The 18,784-nt window shown below is 60.2% G+C and carries 18 protein-coding genes and 1 tRNA gene; 7 read left to right on the top strand and 12 right to left on the bottom strand.

Annotation, left to right across the window (positions count from 1 at the left end):
• Positions 1-539 precede the first annotated feature (539 nt).
• Positions 540-932, top strand: a complete 393-nt coding sequence (apaG, locus tag GDN47_RS15785) for a Co2+/Mg2+ efflux facilitator ApaG/CorD (RefSeq protein ID WP_113332090.1) — start codon at positions 540-542, stop codon at positions 930-932.
• A 19-nt stretch (positions 933-951) separates the two neighbouring features.
• Here apaG and GDN47_RS15790 read toward each other — a convergent pair whose 3' ends face one another.
• From GDN47_RS15790 to GDN47_RS15800, 3 genes are all read right to left on the bottom strand, one after another.
• On the bottom strand, positions 952-1,941 hold the full coding sequence (locus GDN47_RS15790; RefSeq protein ID WP_113390039.1) for an Hsp33 family molecular chaperone: 990 nt from the start codon (positions 1,939-1,941) through the stop codon (positions 952-954).
• Between the two features lie 48 nt (positions 1,942-1,989).
• A complete protein-coding gene (gene argF / locus GDN47_RS15795; protein WP_069611241.1) occupies positions 1,990-2,907 on the bottom strand; it encodes an ornithine carbamoyltransferase in 918 nt (305 codons plus the stop codon).
• A 73-nt stretch (positions 2,908-2,980) separates the two neighbouring features.
• The gene (locus GDN47_RS15800) at positions 2,981-4,180 is read right to left on the bottom strand and encodes an aspartate aminotransferase family protein (RefSeq protein WP_152093735.1); all 1,200 of its coding nucleotides are present in this window, start codon (positions 4,178-4,180) and stop codon (positions 2,981-2,983) included.
• 424 nt (positions 4,181-4,604) lie between these two features.
• On the opposite strand from GDN47_RS15800, the gene GDN47_RS15810 reads away from it, so the two are divergent.
• The gene (locus GDN47_RS15810; RefSeq protein WP_113332019.1) at positions 4,605-5,132 is read left to right on the top strand and encodes a GcrA family cell cycle regulator; all 528 of its coding nucleotides are present in this window, start codon (positions 4,605-4,607) and stop codon (positions 5,130-5,132) included.
• A gap of 89 nt (positions 5,133-5,221) precedes the next feature.
• Here GDN47_RS15810 and phoB read toward each other — a convergent pair whose 3' ends face one another.
• From phoB to phoR, 7 genes are all read right to left on the bottom strand, one after another.
• Positions 5,222-5,905: a phosphate regulon transcriptional regulator PhoB gene (phoB, locus tag GDN47_RS15815; RefSeq protein WP_004128368.1), complete on the bottom strand. Its 684-nt coding sequence runs from the start codon at positions 5,903-5,905 to the stop codon at positions 5,222-5,224.
• Between the two features lie 31 nt (positions 5,906-5,936).
• The gene (gene phoU, locus GDN47_RS15820; RefSeq protein ID WP_015338719.1) at positions 5,937-6,650 is read right to left on the bottom strand and encodes a phosphate signaling complex protein PhoU; all 714 of its coding nucleotides are present in this window, start codon (positions 6,648-6,650) and stop codon (positions 5,937-5,939) included.
• A gap of 50 nt (positions 6,651-6,700) precedes the next feature.
• On the bottom strand, positions 6,701-7,516 hold the full coding sequence (pstB, locus tag GDN47_RS15825; RefSeq protein ID WP_113332018.1) for a phosphate ABC transporter ATP-binding protein PstB: 816 nt from the start codon (positions 7,514-7,516) through the stop codon (positions 6,701-6,703).
• 15 nt (positions 7,517-7,531) lie between these two features.
• Positions 7,532-8,866: a phosphate ABC transporter permease PstA gene (gene pstA, locus GDN47_RS15830; protein WP_371865507.1), complete on the bottom strand. Its 1,335-nt coding sequence runs from the start codon at positions 8,864-8,866 to the stop codon at positions 7,532-7,534.
• A complete protein-coding gene (gene pstC / locus GDN47_RS15835) occupies positions 8,863-10,344 on the bottom strand; it encodes a phosphate ABC transporter permease subunit PstC (protein WP_152093736.1) in 1,482 nt (493 codons plus the stop codon). Before pstC ends, pstA begins: the two co-directional genes overlap by 4 nt.
• Before the next feature lie 62 nt (positions 10,345-10,406).
• Positions 10,407-11,441: a substrate-binding domain-containing protein gene (locus GDN47_RS15840; protein ID WP_113390036.1), complete on the bottom strand. Its 1,035-nt coding sequence runs from the start codon at positions 11,439-11,441 to the stop codon at positions 10,407-10,409.
• Between the two features lie 184 nt (positions 11,442-11,625).
• Complete coding sequence (gene phoR / locus GDN47_RS15845) at positions 11,626-12,882, bottom strand: phosphate regulon sensor histidine kinase PhoR (RefSeq protein WP_113351262.1); 1,257 nt, start codon at positions 12,880-12,882, stop codon at positions 11,626-11,628.
• A 242-nt stretch (positions 12,883-13,124) separates the two neighbouring features.
• Between phoR and ppk2 the strand changes: the two genes are divergently transcribed.
• Positions 13,125-14,006, top strand: coding sequence for a polyphosphate kinase 2 (gene ppk2, locus GDN47_RS15850; RefSeq protein WP_152093737.1), 882 nt, complete (start codon positions 13,125-13,127; stop codon positions 14,004-14,006).
• A 24-nt stretch (positions 14,007-14,030) separates the two neighbouring features.
• On the opposite strand, the gene GDN47_RS15855 is transcribed toward ppk2, so the two are convergent.
• Complete coding sequence (locus GDN47_RS15855; RefSeq protein ID WP_152093738.1) at positions 14,031-15,278, bottom strand: hypothetical protein; 1,248 nt, start codon at positions 15,276-15,278, stop codon at positions 14,031-14,033.
• 352 nt (positions 15,279-15,630) lie between these two features.
• Here GDN47_RS15855 and GDN47_RS15860 point away from each other — a divergent pair, with 352 nt between their 5' ends.
• The 4 genes from GDN47_RS15860 (at position 15,631) to GDN47_RS15875 (ending at position 17,653) form a co-directional block, all read left to right on the top strand.
• Entirely contained in the window at positions 15,631-16,590 is a 960-nt protein-coding gene (locus GDN47_RS15860) for an NAD(P)H-dependent flavin oxidoreductase (RefSeq protein WP_145633441.1), read from the top strand.
• Between the two features lie 137 nt (positions 16,591-16,727).
• A tRNA-Thr gene (locus GDN47_RS15865) sits at positions 16,728-16,803 on the top strand.
• Between the two features lie 276 nt (positions 16,804-17,079).
• On the top strand, positions 17,080-17,328 hold the full coding sequence (locus GDN47_RS15870) for a DUF982 domain-containing protein (protein WP_113351266.1): 249 nt from the start codon (positions 17,080-17,082) through the stop codon (positions 17,326-17,328).
• 73 nt (positions 17,329-17,401) lie between these two features.
• On the top strand, positions 17,402-17,653 hold the full coding sequence (locus GDN47_RS15875; RefSeq protein ID WP_069611230.1) for a DUF982 domain-containing protein: 252 nt from the start codon (positions 17,402-17,404) through the stop codon (positions 17,651-17,653).
• 264 nt (positions 17,654-17,917) lie between these two features.
• Here the strand turns inward: GDN47_RS15875 and GDN47_RS15880 are convergent, their stop codons facing one another.
• Positions 17,918-18,523: a class I SAM-dependent methyltransferase gene (locus GDN47_RS15880; RefSeq protein ID WP_069611385.1), complete on the bottom strand. Its 606-nt coding sequence runs from the start codon at positions 18,521-18,523 to the stop codon at positions 17,918-17,920.
• Between the last annotated feature and the right edge of the window lie 261 nt (positions 18,524-18,784).

The raw sequence follows: 18,784 nt of genomic DNA on the forward strand, positions 1-18,784 counted from the left end.
CGACGGCCCCGCATGAAATATACTTTCCCGAATGGAGGGGGGAGGCACGGGCCATGCCAGAATCAGATGATAGCCGAAATGCCTTCCGATGAAAATTGCGGTCACGCCCCCCAGGGAACATAAGATGAAATGAGGAATTATATGAGCTGGAGATTTTGATCGGCGGGCTGCAGATATGACGAGCAACCTACAAGTGCACCTTTGGCTGCGGCAAGCGTTTCTTCTCACCAAAAGTGGAGAGAGAGGCTTCATGTCAGAGAATACCAAATGACAGACGATTTGAGATACTTCTTTCGACGTCTCGTTAACCTTCGTTATTAGCTGTAATAGCTAAATGCCGGGAAGGCTCTACCCGTTCACGCAAGTTTTCATCACGCCGTTCCTTGACGGAACGGGCTGGTTATAGGATACCGCTAGATATCCCGCTCTTGGCGGGGGTGGTGGAATGCGGATAATATGCTGCGGATGTGGAAATGCTGAAGCGGCAGTGAGGCTTGGAGAAGCGCTCGGCGCTTCAGGGCAGTGGCAAGGTATCAGGCATGTATCGCGCCCTAACACGCGACATCGAGGTTGTCGTCGAACCTTTTTATCTGGAGGAGCAATCCGATCCGGACGACGATCGCTATGTCTGGGGATACCGCATCGTCATATCCAACCATTCGAAGAAGGCCGTGAAGCTGGTGACGCGCTACTGGCACATCACCGACATGAATGGCATGGTGGATGAGGTGACGGGGCCGGGCGTCGTCGGCGAGCAGCCGCATCTGAAACCCGGCGATACCTATGAATATTCATCGGGCTGCCCGCTGGATACGCCGTCAGGCATGATGTTCGGCCATTACCAGATGGAAACGGACGACGGAGAGCAATTCCATGTCAAGATCCCCGCCTTTTCTCTGGACACGCCCAACCTGTTGCGCACGCTGAACTGAGCCGACAAAATCGGCACCGTCAGGCCGCCTCTATCTCCGACACTTCGAAGCGATACGTCGTAGAGCAGAATTCACAAGTGACGGCGATCTCGCCATTCTCCTGGCTGGCCTCGATCTCCTCGGCCGTGAAGCCCTTCAAGACGCCCTTCAGCTTGTCGCGCGAGCACGAACAACGGTCATAGACGGCCTTCGGCTCGTAGACGCGTACGCCACGCTCGTGGAACAGGCGATAGAGAAGGCGCTCGGTGCCAACCTGCGGATCCGTCAGCTCATCGGCATCGATGGTTTCCACCAGGCTGCGTGCCTCCGCCCAGGCATCGTCTTCGACATGATCGCGCACGCCGGTATCGCCATCGCCGCCATGCAGGTCCGGCTGACGCATACGCTCGGGCGCTTCGGGCAGGAACTGCGCGATCAGGCCACCGGCCCGCCAGCGGTGACGCGGCTTGCCGTTCTCATCACGGTCGAAAAGTTCTGCCGCCCCCAGACGCACGCGCGTCGGGATCTGCTCCGACTGACGGAAATAGGTGCCGGCAATCTCTTCGAGCGAGGCGCCATCAAGCGCGACAATGCCCTGATAGGGCTGGCTGAAACGGCCCTGATCGATGGTGAAGGCGAGGACGCCCTTGCCGAGCAGCTGTTCCGGCTCGGTCCGGCCTTCGGCGACTGCCTTTTCCAGTGCTTCTTCGTCGAAACGGGCATAGGCGCGAACGTTTTCCGGCGTCGTGAAATCGGCAACCAGAAGGTCGACGGGACCGTCGCCCTTGGTCTGTACGGTAAACTTGCCTTCGAATTTCAGCGACGTGCCAAGCAGGACGGTCAGGACGATGGCCTCCGCCAGAAGGCGTGCAACCGGCGTCGGATAGTCATGCCGGGCAAGGATCGCGTCCAGCAGCGGACCGAGCTGTACGGCACGGCCGCGCACGTCCAGACCTTCCACCTGGAAGGGAACGACATGATCGTCACCGGCGAAATCAAACTGACCCAGCGTTGCGGCATTTTCGGCCATTGCTTTACTCCTACTGCGCCCGCGCCCTTGAGACGCGGTTTAATATCTTCAGATCGCGCCCAGGCACCAAGCAAGAATCGACTTTTGCGCATGAAGGCGGTTTTCCGCCTCATCGAAGACAACGGATTGTGGGCCATCGATCACCTCGTCCGTCACTTCCTCTCCGCGATGGGCGGGCAGGCAATGCATGAACAAAGCGTCTTTGCCGGCCTGTGCCATCAAAGCCTTATTGACCTGATAGGGCTGGAAGACGTTGTGACCGCGTGCCCGGTGCTCCTGATTCATGGAAACCCAGGTATCGGTTACCACGCAATCGGCGCCGGCGACCGCACGGTCTGCATCATGCGAGAGCATGATTTCGGCGCCCTCGTTGCGGGCCCAGTTCAGATAGTGATCCTTCGGCTCAGAACCAAGGGGTACCGCCATATTCATGCGATAGCCGAAGCGTGCCGCACCTTCGATCAGCGAATGCAGCACGTTGTTGCCGTCGCCCGTCCAGGCGAGCGTCTTGCCTTTGATCGGGCCGCGATGCTCCTCGAACGTCATGATATCCGCCATGATCTGGCAGGGATGCGTATCGTCGGTCAGCGCGTTGATGACCGGAACGGTCGCATGTTCCGCCAGCTCCAGCAGGCGCGAATGATCGGTCGTGCGGATCATGATCGCATCGACATAGCGCGACAGCACCTTGGCCGTATCGCCGATCGTTTCGGCGCGGCCAAGCTGCATTTCGGTGCCGGAGAGGAACAGCGTCTCGCCGCCCAGCTGTCGCATGCCGACATCGAAGGAAACGCGGGTTCGGGTGGACGGCTTCTCGAAGATCATCGCCAGCATCTTGCCGGCGAGCGGCTTGTCGGCAGTGCCAGCCTTCTGCGCGCTCTTTCGCACGATCGCGTCATCGATGATGTTGCGCAGATCGGCCGCCGGAACGGCAGAGAGGTCGAGAAAGTGTTTCGGAGAAGCCATGTCCTTACCTGTGCTCCAGAAAAAACAATAACGCCCGCGTGGGGCAGGAACGCCCCATCTACGGGCGTTGAACTCAAGCCGATTTCTTGGTGCGAGCTGCGCGCGCACGCTCGGCGGCACGCTCCAGGCGGGCAAGACCTTCGCGTGCTTCTTCGGCGGTGACGACCAGCGGCGGCAGAAGGCGGATGACGTTATCGCCGGCCGGCACGCCAAGCAAATGCTCGGCGCGGACCGCCTGCAGCAGCTCTGCCTGCGGAATGGCCGCCTTGATGCCGAGCATCAGACCTTCGCCGCGAACGTCCTCGATAATGTCAGGAAAACGATCCTTGAGCGAGGCGAGCCCCTGGCGGAAGACCAGCGAGACATCGCGCACATGCTGCAGGAAGCCTTCGGCAAGCACGATATCGAGAACCGCATTTCCGACCGCCATGGCAAGCGGATTGCCGCCATAGGTCGAGCCGTGCGTGCCCGCCTTCATGCCTGAGGCGGCTTCTGCCGTCGCAAGGCATGCACCGAGCGGGAAACCGCCGCCGATACCCTTGGCGACAGCCATAATATCAGGCTTGATGCCGGCCCATTCATAGGCGAAAAGCTTGCCAGTGCGACCGACGCCACATTGTACTTCGTCGAGGATCAGCAGCAGGCCATGTTCGTCGCAGATCTCACGCAGCCCGCGCAGGAATTCGTTGGTGGCCGGACGGATGCCGCCCTCGCCCTGGACCGGCTCGATCAGGATTCCGGCCGTCGCATCCGTGATGGCGGCGCGCACGGCATCGAGATCGCCGAATTGTACCTGATCGAAACCCGGTGCCTTGGGGCCGAAGCCCTCAATATACTTCTCCTGGCCACCTGCGGCGATGGTCGCGATGGTGCGGCCGTGGAAGGCGCCCTCGAAGGTGATGATGTGGAACTTTTCAGGATGTCCCTTGGAGAACTGATAGCGCCGCGCCGTCTTGATGGCGCATTCCAGCGCCTCGGCGCCCGAATTGGTGAAGAATACCTTGTCGGCGAAGGTCGCTTCCGTCAGCCGCTTCGACAGCTTCTCCTGACCGGGCACCTCGTAGAGGTTCGACAGGTGCCAGACCTTGTCGGCCTGTGCCTTCAGCTCGGCGACAAGATGAGGATGGGCATGGCCAAGCGAGTTGACCGCGACGCCGGCTGCGAAATCGAGGTAGCGCTCGCCATTTTCGGTGACCAGCCAGACGCCCTCGCCTCGCTCGAACCGTAACGGAGCGCGCATATAGGTGTCATAAAGCGGCGTGGTCTCGGCCATGGCCATATCTCCTGATCACAACTTTAAGGACCGATCGCTTCGATTTGATGAAACGGGTCCGAAAAAATCAAAAATGCCGCCTTGCGGCGGCCCGGGCACTATTGATGTTTTGCATCGCGATGTCAACAAAACTGGCGTTTTAGCAGGTGCGAGATAGCGCTTGCGGGCAAAAGAGATAGGTTCGGCGGCGCCTATTGCAGAAATGCCACGCCTAGGCAGCAAGTTGGGGAAAACCTCGAAATCGATTCCTCAAGATTCTCGCGACTCTTGTCACGGAGTCAGCCTCACACTAGGTTAAAAAGCAATTGCTAGACTGCATGCGGCGGAACTAGTCACCACAATTTTAGAGCGTTTCGCGCCTCGTTCCCATGCGAGGCAATGGTGAGGGATTCTGCCATCGGAAACGCGACAGCGGAGACAGGGCATGAATTGGACAGACGAACGCGTCGAGAAGCTGAAAAAGCTATGGTCCGAAGGGTTGAGCGCCAGCCAGATCGCTGCGCAGCTCGGTGGCGTGAGCCGTAATGCCGTTATCGGCAAGGTGCACCGCCTGAACCTTCCTGGCCGAGCGAAGGCGGGCGGCACGGCAACCGCGACGCGCACGCCAAAGCGCAGTGCCGCGGCTCCTCGCGCAACGACCTACGGCTCGCGCGTCGCTACCCGCACCGTGGTCGCCCGCCAGCAGGGTGCAACCATGCTGAAGGAAGAGATCGAGATCGATTCCGTCAATGAAATTCAGTATCGCCCGGCATCGAACGTCGTCGTTCCGATCTCCCGCCGCCTCGGCCTGACGGAGCTGACGGAACGCACCTGCAAATGGCCGGTCGGGGACCCGCTGAAGGACGACTTCCACTTCTGCGGCAATGACAGCCCGGATTCGTCGCCCTACTGCACCTATCATCAGCGCATGGCCTACCAGCCGGTGCATGACCGCCGTCGCAACAACGGCTGAAAGTTACCGCAAGACAAAGAGAAACGGGCCCCTCGAGGCCCGTTTTTCTATTTCCGCCGCTATTTAGTAACACCCGAGCGGCAAGCCGCTCAGGCTTCCATGGAATAGCCCGCGCCGCGAACGGTACGGATGACATCCTGCATATTGGAGAAATTGAGCGCCTTGCGCAGACGGCCGACATGGACGTCGACCGTGCGTTCATCGACGTAGATATCGTGCCCCCATACGCCATCGAGTAGCTGCGAACGCGAGAAGACGCGGCCTGGCGAGGACATCAGGAACTCCAGCAGGCGGAATTCTGTCGGCCCCAGCCGGACTTCGCGGCTCTTGCGGTGGACGCGATGGGTTTCGCGGTCCAGCTCGATATCGCCGCAACGCAGCACCGTGGAGAGAACCTCCGGGCGGGCGCGCCGCAGCATCGCCTTGACGCGGGCCATCAGCTCCGGCGTCGAGAACGGCTTGACGACGTAATCGTCCGCGCCGGTCGAAAGTCCGCGCACGCGCTCGCTTTCCTCGCCGCGAGCCGTCAGCATGATGATCGGCAAGCGCTCCGTCTCCGGCCGCATACGCAGCCGGCGGCAGAGCTCGATGCCGGACACGCCGGGGAGCATCCAGTCGAGGATCAGGAGATCGGGGATGCGCTCCTGGAGACGCAGCTCGGCCTCATCACCTCTGAGGATCGTGTCGACCTCGAAGCCTTCGGCCTCAAGATTGTAGCGCAGCAGAACGCTAAGCGCTTCCTCGTCTTCTACAACAGCAACTCTCGGAACCATGCGCCTATGGTCTCCTTTCTTCGCTTCCAGATTATTCCGTCACTGCGCCGACGGTGTTGGCGGTATCGTCCTTCGGGCGCTCGCCTTCCGGCTGAGCACCGGTCGCCATGTAATAGATCGTCTCGGCGATGTTGGTGGCATGGTCGCCGATGCGCTCGATGTTCTTGGCGCAGAAGAGAAGATGCGTGCAGGTGGTGATGTTGCGCGGATCTTCCATCATGTAGGTCAGCATCTCGCGGAAGAGCGAGGTGTACATGGCGTCGATTTCCTCGTCGCGTTCGCGGATCGACACGGCTTTGTCCGGCGAGCGGGTGGCGTAGACATCAAGAACTTCCTTGAGCTGGCTCAGTGCCAGTTCGGAGAGGTGTTCGATGCCACGAGCGAGACGACGCGGCACGCCCGTGCCCTGAACGGCGATGACGCGCTTTGCGGTATTCTTGCCGAGATCACCGACGCGCTCCAGATCGGAGGCGATGCGGATCGAGCCCATGATTTCGCGCAGGTCCGCTGCCATCGGCTGACGACGAGCGATGGTGACGATCGCCTTGTCACCAACTTCGCGCTCGGCATGGTCGAGAACGACGTCGTCGGAGATGACCTTCTGGGCCAGGGCCGCGTCGCTGTTGACGAGAGCGCGTACGCTGTCGCTAACCATCTGCTCGGCCAGGCCGCCCATTTCGGCAATGCGGCGCGTCAGAAACTTCAGGTCTTCGTCATAGGCAGAGAGAATGTGAGTGGAGACCATTTTTCTATCCTCAAGTGAACTGTGTGAAAGGAGCCGCGCGCCTGCCATCATCAACCAAAACGGCCCATGATGTAATCCTGCGTGCGGAAATCGTCGGGATTGGTGAACATCTTATCGGTGTCGTTCTCCTCGACCAGGTGGCCGAGATGGAACATTGCGGTACGCTGCGAGACACGAGCGGCCTGCTGCATGGAATGCGTCACGATGACGATGGTGAAATTCTCCCGAAGCTCGTGGATGAGATCCTCGACCTTGGCGGTTGCGATCGGATCGAGCGCAGAGCACGGCTCGTCCATCAGGATCACCTCCGGGCTGACCGCAACGGCGCGCGCGATGCAGAGGCGCTGCTGCTGGCCGCCCGACAGGCTCGTGCCGGCGTCATGGAGCCGATCCTTCACCTCACCCCAGAGACCGGCCTTCTGCAGACTGGTTTCGACGATATGCTCGAGATCGGCCTTCGAGCGATGCAGGCCATGGATGCGCGGGCCGTAGGCGACATTCTCGTAGATCGACTTCGGAAACGGGTTGGGCTTCTGGAAGACCATGCCGACGCGGGCGCGCAATTCCACGACGTCGATGCTGTCGTCGTAGACATCCTGATCGTCGAGCGTGATCTTGCCGGTGACGCGGCAGGTCTCGATCGTATCGTTCATGCGGTTGAGGCAGCGCAGGAAGGTGGACTTGCCACAGCCGGAAGGGCCGATCAGAGCCGTGACCGTATTGGCGCGGATCTTCAGATTGACGTCGAAGAGCGCCCGCTTGTCGCCGTAGAACACAGAAACGTCCTGGCCGATCATCTTGTAAGGGATCGTCGTCATCTTCTTGGCCAAGGCTCTTTCGCTGGCAGCTTCCGTCATCATGTTCATTTCGTGCGCCCTCCCTTACCAGCGCCGCTCGAAGCGGCGGCGCAGCAGGATGGCGCCGATGTTCATCGCGACGAGGAAGAAGAGGAGCACGATGATGGCGCCGGACGTCCTTTCGACGAAGGCCCGCTCGGCTTCGCTCGCCCACATGTAGATCTGCACCGGCAGCGCCGTCGAGGGATCGAGCGGCGATGCCGGATAATTGGCAACGAAGGCGACCATGCCGATCAGAAGCAGTGGCGCGGTCTCTCCGAGCGCATGGGCAAGCCCTAGGATCGTGCCCGTCAGAATGCCAGGCATCGCGAGCGGCAGAACATGATGGAAGACCATCTGCATGCGCGATGCGCCAAGACCGAGCGCTGCGCTGCGGATCGACGGCGGCACTGCACGCAAGGCGGAGCGCGTGGCGATGATGATCATCGGCAGCGTCATCAGGCTCAGTACAAGGCCGCCGACCAGCGACGCCGAGCGCGGCAGCCCCATCATGTTGATGAAGACCGAGAGACCCAGCAGGCCATAGACGATCGAGGGGACAGCAGCGAGATTGTTGATGTTGACCTCGATCAGATCCGTCAGCCGGTTCTTCGGTGCGAACTCTTCCAGATAGATCGAGGCGGCAACGCCGACCGGCAAGGCAAGTACGAGAACGGTCAGCATCAGGTAGAGCGAGCCGATCAGCGCGACACCAAGCCCGGCGGCTTCCGGCCGGCTCGAATTGCCCGACAGAAAGAGACCGCTGTTGAAGGCCTTATGAAGCGCGCCGCTTTCGCTGAGTTGCTTCATCCATGCGACCTGGCGGTTGGAAATCTTGCGATCCTTCTCGCTGACGGTCAGATCGATCTGCCCCTTGTTGGCGGAATCGATGTTGGCGCTGGCCCGGAATGTGACGCTCTGTGTCGTCCCTATGATAGAGGGGTTGGCAACGACTCTGTCGCGCAACACGATCCTGGCGCTGTCCGACACCATCGCCATCGCCTCGCGTACAAGCGTGCGATTGGCCGGATCGATGCCAAGCGCTTTCACCAACGCATCGCGCACCAGTACGGGGTAATTGGCAGCGATCAGCACCTTCGGATCGTTCATGCGCTTACCCGTCGGGTCGATTACCTTCTCGGTAAATTCGATCGACAGGGTGATCGAAGTCTGGACAAAGGCGGTATAGCCTGTGCGGACCACGGTCGAGACCAGGATGATAAGGAAGACGAGACCGAAGATGACGGCGGTCATCCCATAGGCGCGAAAGCGACGCTCGGCGGCATAGCGCCGCTTGATGCCGATATCTCGGTGCACAGACGCACCCGGCGTCAGACCGCGCGGCATGTTGAGCTGAGAGGAAGATACGACGCCGCTCATTCGTATTGCTCCCTGTATCGACGGACAATGTAGAGCGCATAGACGTTGAGGCACAGCGTCAGGCAGAACAGCGTGATGCCGAGGGCGAAGGCGACGAGCGTCTGCGGCGAGGTGAATTCCAGATCGCCGGTCAGCTGATTGACGATCTTCACCGTGACCGTCGTCATCGGCTCGAAGGGATCGAGCTGCATGCGCGCGGCAACGCCTGCGGCCAGTACCACGATCATGGTTTCGCCGATCGCCCGCGACGCGGTCATCAGCAGCGCGCCGACGATGCCCGGAAGAGCCGCCGGCAGGAGCACGCGCTTGACCGTTTCCGACCGCGTGGCACCAAGCCCGAGCGAGCCGTCGCGCAGCGAGCGCGGCACAGCCATGATGATATCATCCGACAGCGACGAAACATAAGGGATGAGCATCACGCCCATGACAAAGCCAGCCGTCAAAACGCTCTGCGCCTCGATGAAGCTTCTGTAGTTTCCGGTCATCAGCCCGTCTATCTCGGCGGAGATATCGCGCAGGAAGGGGCCGACTGTGACAAGGGCGAAGAAGCCGTAGACGATCGTTGGAATGCCGGCCAGAACCTCCAGCATCGGCTTGGCGATGGAACGGACGCGAGCCGAGGCATATTCGGCCATGTAGATCGCGGCAAACAGGCCAATAGGCACGGCAAAGAGCATGGCCACGAGCCCGATATAAATCGTACCTGCCAGGAGCGGGATCAGACCGAAGGTGCCCGAGGTCTGCGCGCCGGCGCCGGTGAAGCGCGGGTCCCAGACGGTGCCGAAGAAGAACTCGCTGGCCGGCACTACGCTGAAGAAACGCGCCGCCTCCGAAAGCATGGAAACGACGATGCCGACCGTTGTCAGCACCGCAATGGAGGAGGCAACGATCAGAGCTCCGAGAATGACCTGCTCGACCCGGTTGCGGGCGCGAAAACGCGGCGCAATCGCGCGAAGACCATGGACTGCGCAAAGCAACGACAGGACGATCGCCGCTACCGACATGATCATGCGGCTCAATTCACGCATGCCATTATATCTATTCGCGGCCTCGATCATGTAGCCCGTGGGGCGTACGGCGAGTGGAACGCCCTTCTGCGCCAACAGCAACTGAAGATCGGCCTTGCCGCCATCAACGTCGGCAAGCTCCTGGCTATCGAGCATGCGCATGCCACGGGCGATGCTGCGCACCATGCCGTAGCTGAGATTGAGCTCAGCCGGCGGCAGAGACTGAACCTCCTCGGGAAAGGATTTGGTCACCAGGCGGTCGATGACGATGGGACTGACGATCAGCCAGGCGCAGATGAGTGCCAGGGGCGGAAGTACCGCCCATATGGCGGCATAGGCACCGTGATAGCCGAGCCGGGAATGCATGGACGAAGACCTGCCGCCCGACAGCGCAGCCGCCCTCACTCGCCCCAGCACGAAAGCGGAGGCGCCGAAGACCGACAAGCAGAGCAGCAGCAGCGATACACTCATTCCCATTCCCCGGCGAACCCCGGGGCAGCGGAAAGCCGCACCGGTGCCCGACCCTTCAGCAGTCACATGATCTTCCCGCCCGCGAAGTCCTTGCGGATCTGGTCGCGCTCAGCATCCGGCGCCGGCACGAGGCCATATTCCGCCAGCGGGCCGTCCGGTCCGATCATCTGATCGCTCGTGAAGAAATCGACATATTCCTTGAGCCCCGGGACGACACCCAGATGGGCTTTCTTGACGTAGAAGAACAGCGGTCGCGATACCGGATAGGTGCCATCGGCGATCGTCTGGCCCGAGGGTACGATGCCGCTGACGGTGGCGACCTTCAGCTTGTCGGCGTTGTTCTGGAAGAAATACAGGCCGAACACACCGATGCCATGCTTGTTGGCATTAATGCGGGCCAAGGTCTCGGGATAGTCGCCATCGATATCGACTGCGGCGCCATCCTTGCGCACGGCAATGCATTTCTTCGCCTGCTGAGCGGCATCCGAGAATGCTGCCTTGATGACATCGGCCGCGCCGGAAGCCTTGCAGCCGGCAGCAAGCACCTTCTCTTCAAAAACTTCGCGCGTGCCATGCTTCTCGCCCGGAATATAGGCGGCGATTTCAAAATCCGGCAGCGATGGATTGATCTCAGACCACTTCTTATAAGGATTGGCGACGAGCTTGCCATCGACGACGACCTCGGCAGCAAGCGCCTTGTAGAGATCGACCGGTTCGAACCTGATATCCGGATTGCTTTTGTCGAAAGCAAAGACGATGCCGTCATAGCCGATCTTGACCTGCTGGATGTCAGCGACACCGGCAGCCTTGCAGGCTGCGACTTCGCTGTCCTTGATGGGACGCGACGAATTGGCGATGTCGATCGAATCCGTTCCCACACCCTTGCAGAATTCCTTCAGGCCGGCTCCGGAGCCGCCGGACTCGACCACCGGGGTCTTAAAGTTGGTGAAGGTCTCGCCGAAAGTTTCGGCCACGATCTTGGCATATGGGAATACGGTCGATGAACCGGCGATCTGAATTTGATCGCGAGCGGTTGCAGTGCCGGCAAGGGCAACCGATGCAACCAGCGCAAGAATGGATATTTTCAAAGCATTCACAACGAATCCCCCTGATGAGCTTTGAAGAGCGCCGAGGTGGAGGCCACATCCACTTTTTCAGCAGTCCATTCTTACTGGCGAAAACACCGCCCTTTTATGTCAGGCGAGTGAAACAATTATGACAGGCTATATGCCTGATATAATTTGGATAAATCGCCACCTAAACCGGGGCAGGTAGAGCTTGTCAGAAGCGAACCGTAAAGTCGGTTCCCTTTCCGACTTCCGACTTGACGATCAGTCTGGCGCGATGGCGGGTCAGAATGTGCTTGACGATGGCAAGCCCGAGACCGGTTCCCTTCTTGGACCGGCTATCCTCAACGTTAACGCGATAGAAGCGCTCGGTCAGGCGCGGCACATGTTCTGCGGGTATCCCCGGCCCCTTGTCCGAGACGACGACCTCGACGGCCTGGCCGGCACCGTTCAGCAGCGAAACCTCGACCGACTTGCCTTCCTGGCCGTATTTGCAGGCATTCTCGATCAGGTTTTCGAAGACCTGCACCAGCTCGTCGCGATCGCCCAATACTTCCACCTTGCCCGCCGGCAAATGCAGATTGATGCTGACATCGAGATCACCGGCCAGCGGCAACAGGGAGTCTCGCACGTGGCCGAGCAGGGGCACGAGATCCACCTTCTGATCCGGCGCGATATGCGACTTCAGCTCCAGACGCGACAGCGACAGGAGGTCGTCGACCAGCCTGCTCATGCGCGTCGTCTGATCGAGCATGATGCCGAGGAAACGCTGCTGCGCCTTCGGATCGGCTTTGGCAGGTCCCTGGATCGTCTCGATGAAGCCTCGCAGCGACGCCAGCGGCGTGCGCAATTCGTGGCTGGCATTGGCGACGAAATCGGATCGCATGCGGTCGATGTGGCGCAGCTCCGATATGTCACGGAAGGAGAGCAGGAAGAGCGCATCTTCCTGCCTGTCGATCTCCGGCAGATCAATCGGCGCGATGCGGACGACATAGACCCGTTCCGAAGGCAGGCGCTCGGAGTGCTCGATCTGGTTCGGCGTATTGGTCGCGATGGTCTCGCGCACCATGTCGAGCAGACCCGGCGAGCGCAGCTTGGAGGAAATATGTGCGCCGATCGGAAAGGCACCGAAGGCTTTTTCGACGGCCATGTTCTGCACCAGCACCGATGCCTCTCGGTCGATGATCAGCACTGGCATATCGAGTGCTGCCAGTCCTGCAAAGGCGGTGCGGAGCAGGGCTTGCGCATCAACGGACGGAGTCTCGGCCTGCGACGGAACCTCGACCCGCTCGACGAGCGGCGGGCGAAGCAGTGTGACGATCATGACAATCGCCCAGATCCAGAATACGGCGCCGGTATTGATGCCTTCAAACAGGGCGAGTGCGGCAATCAGCGTCGCCAGAACCAGGATGGCGCTCTCCTGCCGCAGCCGAACTGCCAACTTCCTGACAAATGACCATTCGTCTTCCAACTGCGCCGTCCTTCGCCTGCCATCATGGAACGCTGGATTCCGCGTCTTATCTGCGATTCATGACAGAAGTATTCGGCTCTATCCACAGAAGCCAGTAACTGACAAAAATAAATGTAGCCGGCAAAGGAGGGTAGCCGTAAAGGGCTTGAAACTATTGAACAAAAGCTCCAGTTTCCTGGCCAAGCTTTTTGCCGCTGCCAGCGGTAGGGTTAACGCCGTGTAAACAGCCGAGGAGCCGACATATGGGGGAGAAGACAGAAAGCCGGGCAGTAGAGTTGGATATCCATGGCATCAAGCGCATATTCGATGTCGATGACCCCGTGCTCCCAAACTGGATCGAAGACGAGGCGCTGACCTCGGGCGGCTATCCCTACAAGAAGAAGCTGAAGGAAGACGAATATCTCGACGAGCTGAAAGCGCTGCAGATCGAACTCATCAAGGTGCAGTTCTGGCTGCAGGCGACCGGCAAGCGAGTGATGGCGCTCTTCGAGGGACGCGACGCGGCCGGCAAGGGAGGCTCGATCGCCGCGACGTCAGCCCATATGAACCCCCGTCTGGCGCGCGTGGTGGCGCTGACGAAGCCGACCGATCGCGAGGCCGGGCAATGGTATTTCCAGCGCTATGTCGCCCAGTTCCCGACGGCGGGCGAATTCGTGCTCTTCGACCGCTCCTGGTACAACCGCGCCGGCGTCGAACCGGTCATGGGCTTCTGCACGCCGCAGCAATACGAGCAGTTCCTAAAGCAGGCCCCAAGGATGGAAAAGCTCATCGTCCAGGACGGCATCTACTTCTTCAAATTCTATCTCGATATCGGCCGGGAGATGCAGCTGAAGCGCTTCCACGATCGGCGCCACGATCCGCGCGCCGTCTGGAAACTTTCCTCGATGGATATCGCCGCCCTGCCGAAATGGAAGGACTATAGCGAGAAGCGCGACCGCATGCTGAAGGATACGCATACGGACCACGCACCCTGGACTGTCCTCCGCGCCAACGACAAGCGGCGCGCACGCCTGAATCTTATCCGTCACATTCTGCTGACGCTCGACTATGACGGCAAGGACAAGGAAGCCATCGGCAAGGTCGACGACAAGATTCTCGGCATGGGATCGGCTATCCTTGCCTGACGAGGTCGAGGCATCGCCCCGGGGTTATTGCCCGGGCAGGACGCGGATGGCGTAGATATTGATGCCGCGTGCCTTGCCGTCGACATCGCTATTGATGATGAGGCGTCCCGAACCGGTCGGCGCCATGGCGCGATCGAACTTGACCTGGAACAGCGAGTCCGTTTTTTGCCGGCTGACGGTGAAACGGTGCCGGCCGCAACGACCGAGAGAACCGAAATCGCATTCCACGGTGATCTGCGTCGGCGCATCCGAGGTGGACTGCAATGTCAGCGCGACCGTCGAAGCCTTGCCGGCCATCTGCTGCAACACATTGACGGGCACCTCGACCGAGCCACTGCCGTCTGGACCGCTGCTGAGCGAGGTCAGCCTCACGGCCGGCCCTTCGTTTTCCGATACATTCTCGGCCTTCGATTGCGCGCTGGCGGTAACCTTCGGCGCGTCGGTGGGCTTCAATACCTCCAACCATTCCGCGGAGAAGCTGTTCTGCGGATCGATGGTCGCAAGGCCCGGATTGACCGGACCGCTATTGTCGTCCTGGTCCGAGGTATCGTCATCGTTGCTGTTGCCGCTGAAATCCTGCGAATCGACATGCGCCGGCGGATTGGGCACGCTCGTATCCCTCTGGGATGCAGACATTAGCAAGCCCGAGGTCTTAATCCACCAGGCACCGACGCCGAGGAAGGCCAGCAGAATGCAGAAGACGAGCAGGCGCGAGAAGAACTTGCGCGGCTTGCGGCGCACGGCCGCCCGCTCCGGCTTGAAATTCATCGACCGCGGCGTCGGCGCATCAGCCGTCGGCCGCACATCACTGTCCGCCCCGAGATGATCGGCGGGGCCGGCGCGCATATCGCCGAAATCGTCTTCACGTGCCGCCAGCTCGGTCGAGGTCGGCTCGGGCGGAACGGCCGGGCCTGCCGACGTTGGCGGATCACGTGTTTCTCCGCGCACGCTCATGACAGGCTCCTGCGGTCGTGCCGCTGCCTGCCTTGCATCGGACCTGGGTACGGAAGAAGAAACATGCGGAGCATCCAGCTCCGGTGAAACCGGCATCGCCTGCATGGGGCGGGCGCGTTCGTCAGCCTCAATCTCGCGGATCGTCGCCTCCAGACGCTGGCGCTGGGCGGCGATGAGGTTGATATCGGTAATGTCCTGCTTGCGAAGGCCGGCTTCCAGAGCCTGCCGCGCCGATTGATAGATGCGAGCCCGAATTTCCGGATTGGCGCGATCAGACCGATCCAACGCACTTCTGATAGCCGTTTCTAATCCGCTCACATCCGATCCTTTACGCTCACTCGCAACATACGCGCATACTCTACCGATAAGGCAGCCATATTTTCATCATCCGTTAACCGGATTCGGTAACGCCCCGTTCTGCAATACGCAAGCCTCCGCCTTGGGTTAAGGGCACTCGGGCGGGGATAAACGGCAAAGACGACGCAAATGGGGTGGAGGTGAGGCAGTGGGCAGTGGGCGAAGGTATCGGACCGGGGCGGTCAAGCGCTATTCCTGTTGCCTATTGCCTATTGCCTACTGCCTTTCCCTGCCTCTTCCACCATCTTCCCCTCTCGATAGACATCTGCTATCCCTTTTGACGTTTTCGTAAACGTCAAAAGGGATGATGTTCATGGCCCTCCCCTCCATCCTGACCGAGCGTCTGCGCCTGCCGGTTGTGGCTTCGCCGCTTTTCATTATCTCGCACCCCGCTTTGACGCTCGCGCAATGCAAGGCCGGCGTTGTCGGCTCCTTTCCGGCGCTGAACGCACGTCCGGAAAGCCAGCTCGACGAATGGCTTGCCATGATCACAGAGGATCTTGCCGCACACAATGCCGCAAATCCGGACCGTCCGGCAGCTCCATTTGCGGTCAATCAGATCGTCCATACGTCGAACAAACGCCTCGAGCACGATCTGATGCTTTGCGTGAAATACAAGGTGCCGATCGTCATTTCCTCGCTCGGCGCCGTATCCGAGGTGAACGCCGCCGTGCATTCCTATGGCGGCATCGTGCTGCATGACATCATCAACAACCGGCATGCCAATTCGGCGATCCGCAAGGGTGCGGACGGGCTGATTGCCGTCGCTGCCGGCGCCGGCGGCCATGCCGGCCAGCTTTCGCCCTTCGCGCTGGTGCAGGAAATCCGCGAATGGTTCGATGGGCCGCTGCTCCTGGCCGGCGCCATCGCCACCGGCGGCGCCGTCCTGGCCGCCCAAGCGGCCGGCGCCGATCTTGCCTATATCGGCTCGCCCTTCATCGCCACGGAGGAGGCGCGCGCCGTGGACGCCTACAAGCAGGCGATCGTCGAGGGAACCGCCGCCGATATCGTCTACTCCAACTATTTCACCGGCGTTCTTGGGAATTATCTGAAGCCCTCCATTCGCGCCGCCGGCCTCGATCCGGACAATTTGCCAGAGGCCGATCCTTCCAAGATGGATTTCGAGGCCGCCACGACCGGCGTGAAGGCCTGGAAGGATATCTGGGGGTCCGGCCAGGGTATCGGCGCCGTCAAATCCATCCAGCCCGTATCCGCCCTCGTCGACAGGCTTGAGAGAGAATACCGACTGGCACGCGCCCGACTGGCACTTTGATCGGACGCGAAAGGCGGTATTTTTTCACAAGCATCTCGCTTTTTTGCCAATTGGCAATTTGAGCGCTTGAAATCTCGCCACATAGACTGTATCAGCGCCATGCAAATCGCGGGGCCGAACCGAATGCTCCGCAGAATGCCGCTTTAGCTCAGTCGGTAGAGCACATCATTCGTAATGATGGGGTCACGTGTTCGAGTCACGTAAGCGGCACCATTTATCCCGTCTACTGCCCGAATATCCTCAGCTCCATTCCAGGCATCGCCAATCCTCAGCAAGTTCGCCCGCGCTGTCGACCAATTTGCCGCGAGAATTATCGATCCTGGCGTGATTGGTCAGCGCCCCACTCAGGCGCGATTTTGCTGATATCGCAGGCGTGCGGGCGAAGATTGATCACATATGCCTCAAAGCGGCCGGCGGATTAAGAAAGTTAAATGCGCGCCCAGTGGCAAAAGGGCCAAAACAGCCTCTGCCTTGACGGAGTCTGCTATCATGAACATCGTGCCGCACTTCTCTCCCATCCGCGTCATTCGCAACGGTTCCGGTGAAGCGAAGTCCGTAGGCACCGCCGAGGAAGTCTGGAAGACGCTTCTCGATGACTGGCCTTCGGAGGAAGGCGACTGCTTTCTGTCGGCATTGCTCATCTGCATCGACGTCCAGCGCGGCTGGCGAGCGCCTGAGGAAGCGCGCGTCGCCTTCATTGCCGCAGCGGCCGAAGCGGGAGTTCCCTTGCTGTCGTGACGGCGCGGATCCGGCCGACGGGGCTGCGGAACATTCCAGCCAACGGCACGTTGACCGCGGAAGGAGAAACCTCATGGCCCAATGGTGGAGCAAACCCGTAATCGTCGAGACCCGCAAAACGGGCGACCGGCTGGTGATATCGAATGCGGAACGCGCCATGGAATACATGGCGAAGGAGTGGCCGACGCTCGAGGACGGGCAAGCCTACAGGACCGCCAGAAAAGCGCTGCTGGACGCGCATGAGGGTAAGCTTGACGCGGAGAAAGCCAGGGAGGCCTTCATCGCGGCTTTGCAGGAAGGCGACATCTTTATTTTCGAGGATTGAGCCTGCATCGGTCCATGATCGGCCGGTGTTCAAATGCAGGCGGGAAGCTCCTCGCCAATAGGCCGGCCGCTGCAATCATCTCACGTCAGGCGCCGAACGGCAGCGGCCTTATTGAGCCCGCATCGGCGACGGGGTGCCTGCCGGCCATAGGCCATGACACCCAAAGCGCGGCGCGATCTTTCAGATTCGCTTTTCGCGCTTCAGATCTTTGATTTTGTGCATGTCATTGTCGCAAAACCGCTGCGCATTTTTACGCGACATGCTTCAAAGCCGCTTCAGCGAGAACGAAAAATGCCCATGGGATTCCAAGGTCATGTATTCGAACTGCCAATGGAAATCCTTACAGAACTTGGTGCAGGCTTCGACCACGCCATATGGAATGGCATCGACGACATTGCCGGTGCAGAAGTCGTGGCCGGCAATGCGGCCGTCCTGCTTGACCTTGAAGTGGCTGATCTGCAGCTCCTCCAGAGTCGTCTCGTAGCTGTGATTGGTGTCGACATAGACCCAATCGAAAAAGCTGTTGGGAAATTCCGAAAGCCGCACGGTGGAGTAGCCCTGGACGATGCGCAGGCGGCCTTGATCCAAGGCGCCCCGGAATTTTGACCTGATCTGCTCCAGGCCCTCCTGATAGCGGGGCGTATCCCACGCGTCGATCAGGTAAAGCTCTCGCGGCGCGTTCTTTTCAAAAATCTCGGCGGTGAAATCGCCGAAAGCCGCGCCGATCTCGGCGCAGACGCCGCCATGCGGCAGGCGGTGCAGCAGCTCGCCGCGATCGGGCAGCAGTCGGGCATTTTCCATGTGATGCAGGCCGAGCTGCGTATGCGGCATGCCGCTCTTGTACTGAAATCTCGAGTCGCGCGTTTGCATTTGGCAGCGGATACCTTCGATATTGGCTGAAGGGCAGATCGCATGGACGACCTGCTTCTGGACCGTGGGTGCTGTAAGTCTTGGCATTCATGGCTTGCGTCAGGCATTCGAGCCGATCGCAAATGCCGGCCCGCGAGACGGCCCCCTCTTTCGAAACGCTCCATCGACGGCTGTAAATGGGTCGGCCGCCGGCAACGAAACAGCTTTCGCGCGCAATCCGTTGAATGCATGCGATTAGCACAACCAAAGATTCAGCTTTTG

Origin of the sequence: Martinezella dioscoreae (assembly GCF_009176305.1) — a bacterium.
Lineage (GTDB): Bacteria > Pseudomonadota > Alphaproteobacteria > Rhizobiales > Rhizobiaceae > Rhizobium > Rhizobium dioscoreae.

Bases quoted from the DNA above. Each gene is read 5' to 3' on its own strand.
- apaG (WP_113332090.1), top strand. From the start codon at position 540: ATGTATCGCGCCCTAACACGCGACATCGAGGTTGTCGTCGAACCTTTT.
- GDN47_RS15790 (WP_113390039.1), bottom strand. From the start codon at position 1,941: ATGGCCGAAAATGCCGCAACGCTGGGTCAGTTTGATTTCGCCGGTGAC.
- argF (WP_069611241.1), bottom strand. From the start codon at position 2,907: ATGGCTTCTCCGAAACACTTTCTCGACCTCTCTGCCGTTCCGGCGGCC.
- GDN47_RS15800 (WP_152093735.1), bottom strand. From the start codon at position 4,180: ATGGCCGAGACCACGCCGCTTTATGACACCTATATGCGCGCTCCGTTA.
- GDN47_RS15810 (WP_113332019.1), top strand. From the start codon at position 4,605: ATGAATTGGACAGACGAACGCGTCGAGAAGCTGAAAAAGCTATGGTCC.
- phoB (WP_004128368.1), bottom strand. From the start codon at position 5,905: ATGGTTCCGAGAGTTGCTGTTGTAGAAGACGAGGAAGCGCTTAGCGTT.
- phoU (WP_015338719.1), bottom strand. From the start codon at position 6,650: ATGGTCTCCACTCACATTCTCTCTGCCTATGACGAAGACCTGAAGTTT.
- pstB (WP_113332018.1), bottom strand. From the start codon at position 7,516: ATGAACATGATGACGGAAGCTGCCAGCGAAAGAGCCTTGGCCAAGAAG.
- pstA (WP_371865507.1), bottom strand. From the start codon at position 8,866: ATGAGCGGCGTCGTATCTTCCTCTCAGCTCAACATGCCGCGCGGTCTG.
- pstC (WP_152093736.1), bottom strand. From the start codon at position 10,344: ATGAGTGTATCGCTGCTGCTGCTCTGCTTGTCGGTCTTCGGCGCCTCC.
- ppk2 (WP_152093737.1), top strand. From the start codon at position 13,125: ATGGGGGAGAAGACAGAAAGCCGGGCAGTAGAGTTGGATATCCATGGC.
- GDN47_RS15860 (WP_145633441.1), top strand. From the start codon at position 15,631: ATGGCCCTCCCCTCCATCCTGACCGAGCGTCTGCGCCTGCCGGTTGTG.
- GDN47_RS15870 (WP_113351266.1), top strand. From the start codon at position 17,080: ATGAACATCGTGCCGCACTTCTCTCCCATCCGCGTCATTCGCAACGGT.
- GDN47_RS15875 (WP_069611230.1), top strand. From the start codon at position 17,402: ATGGCCCAATGGTGGAGCAAACCCGTAATCGTCGAGACCCGCAAAACG.
- GDN47_RS15880 (WP_069611385.1), bottom strand. From the start codon at position 18,523: ATGCAAACGCGCGACTCGAGATTTCAGTACAAGAGCGGCATGCCGCAT.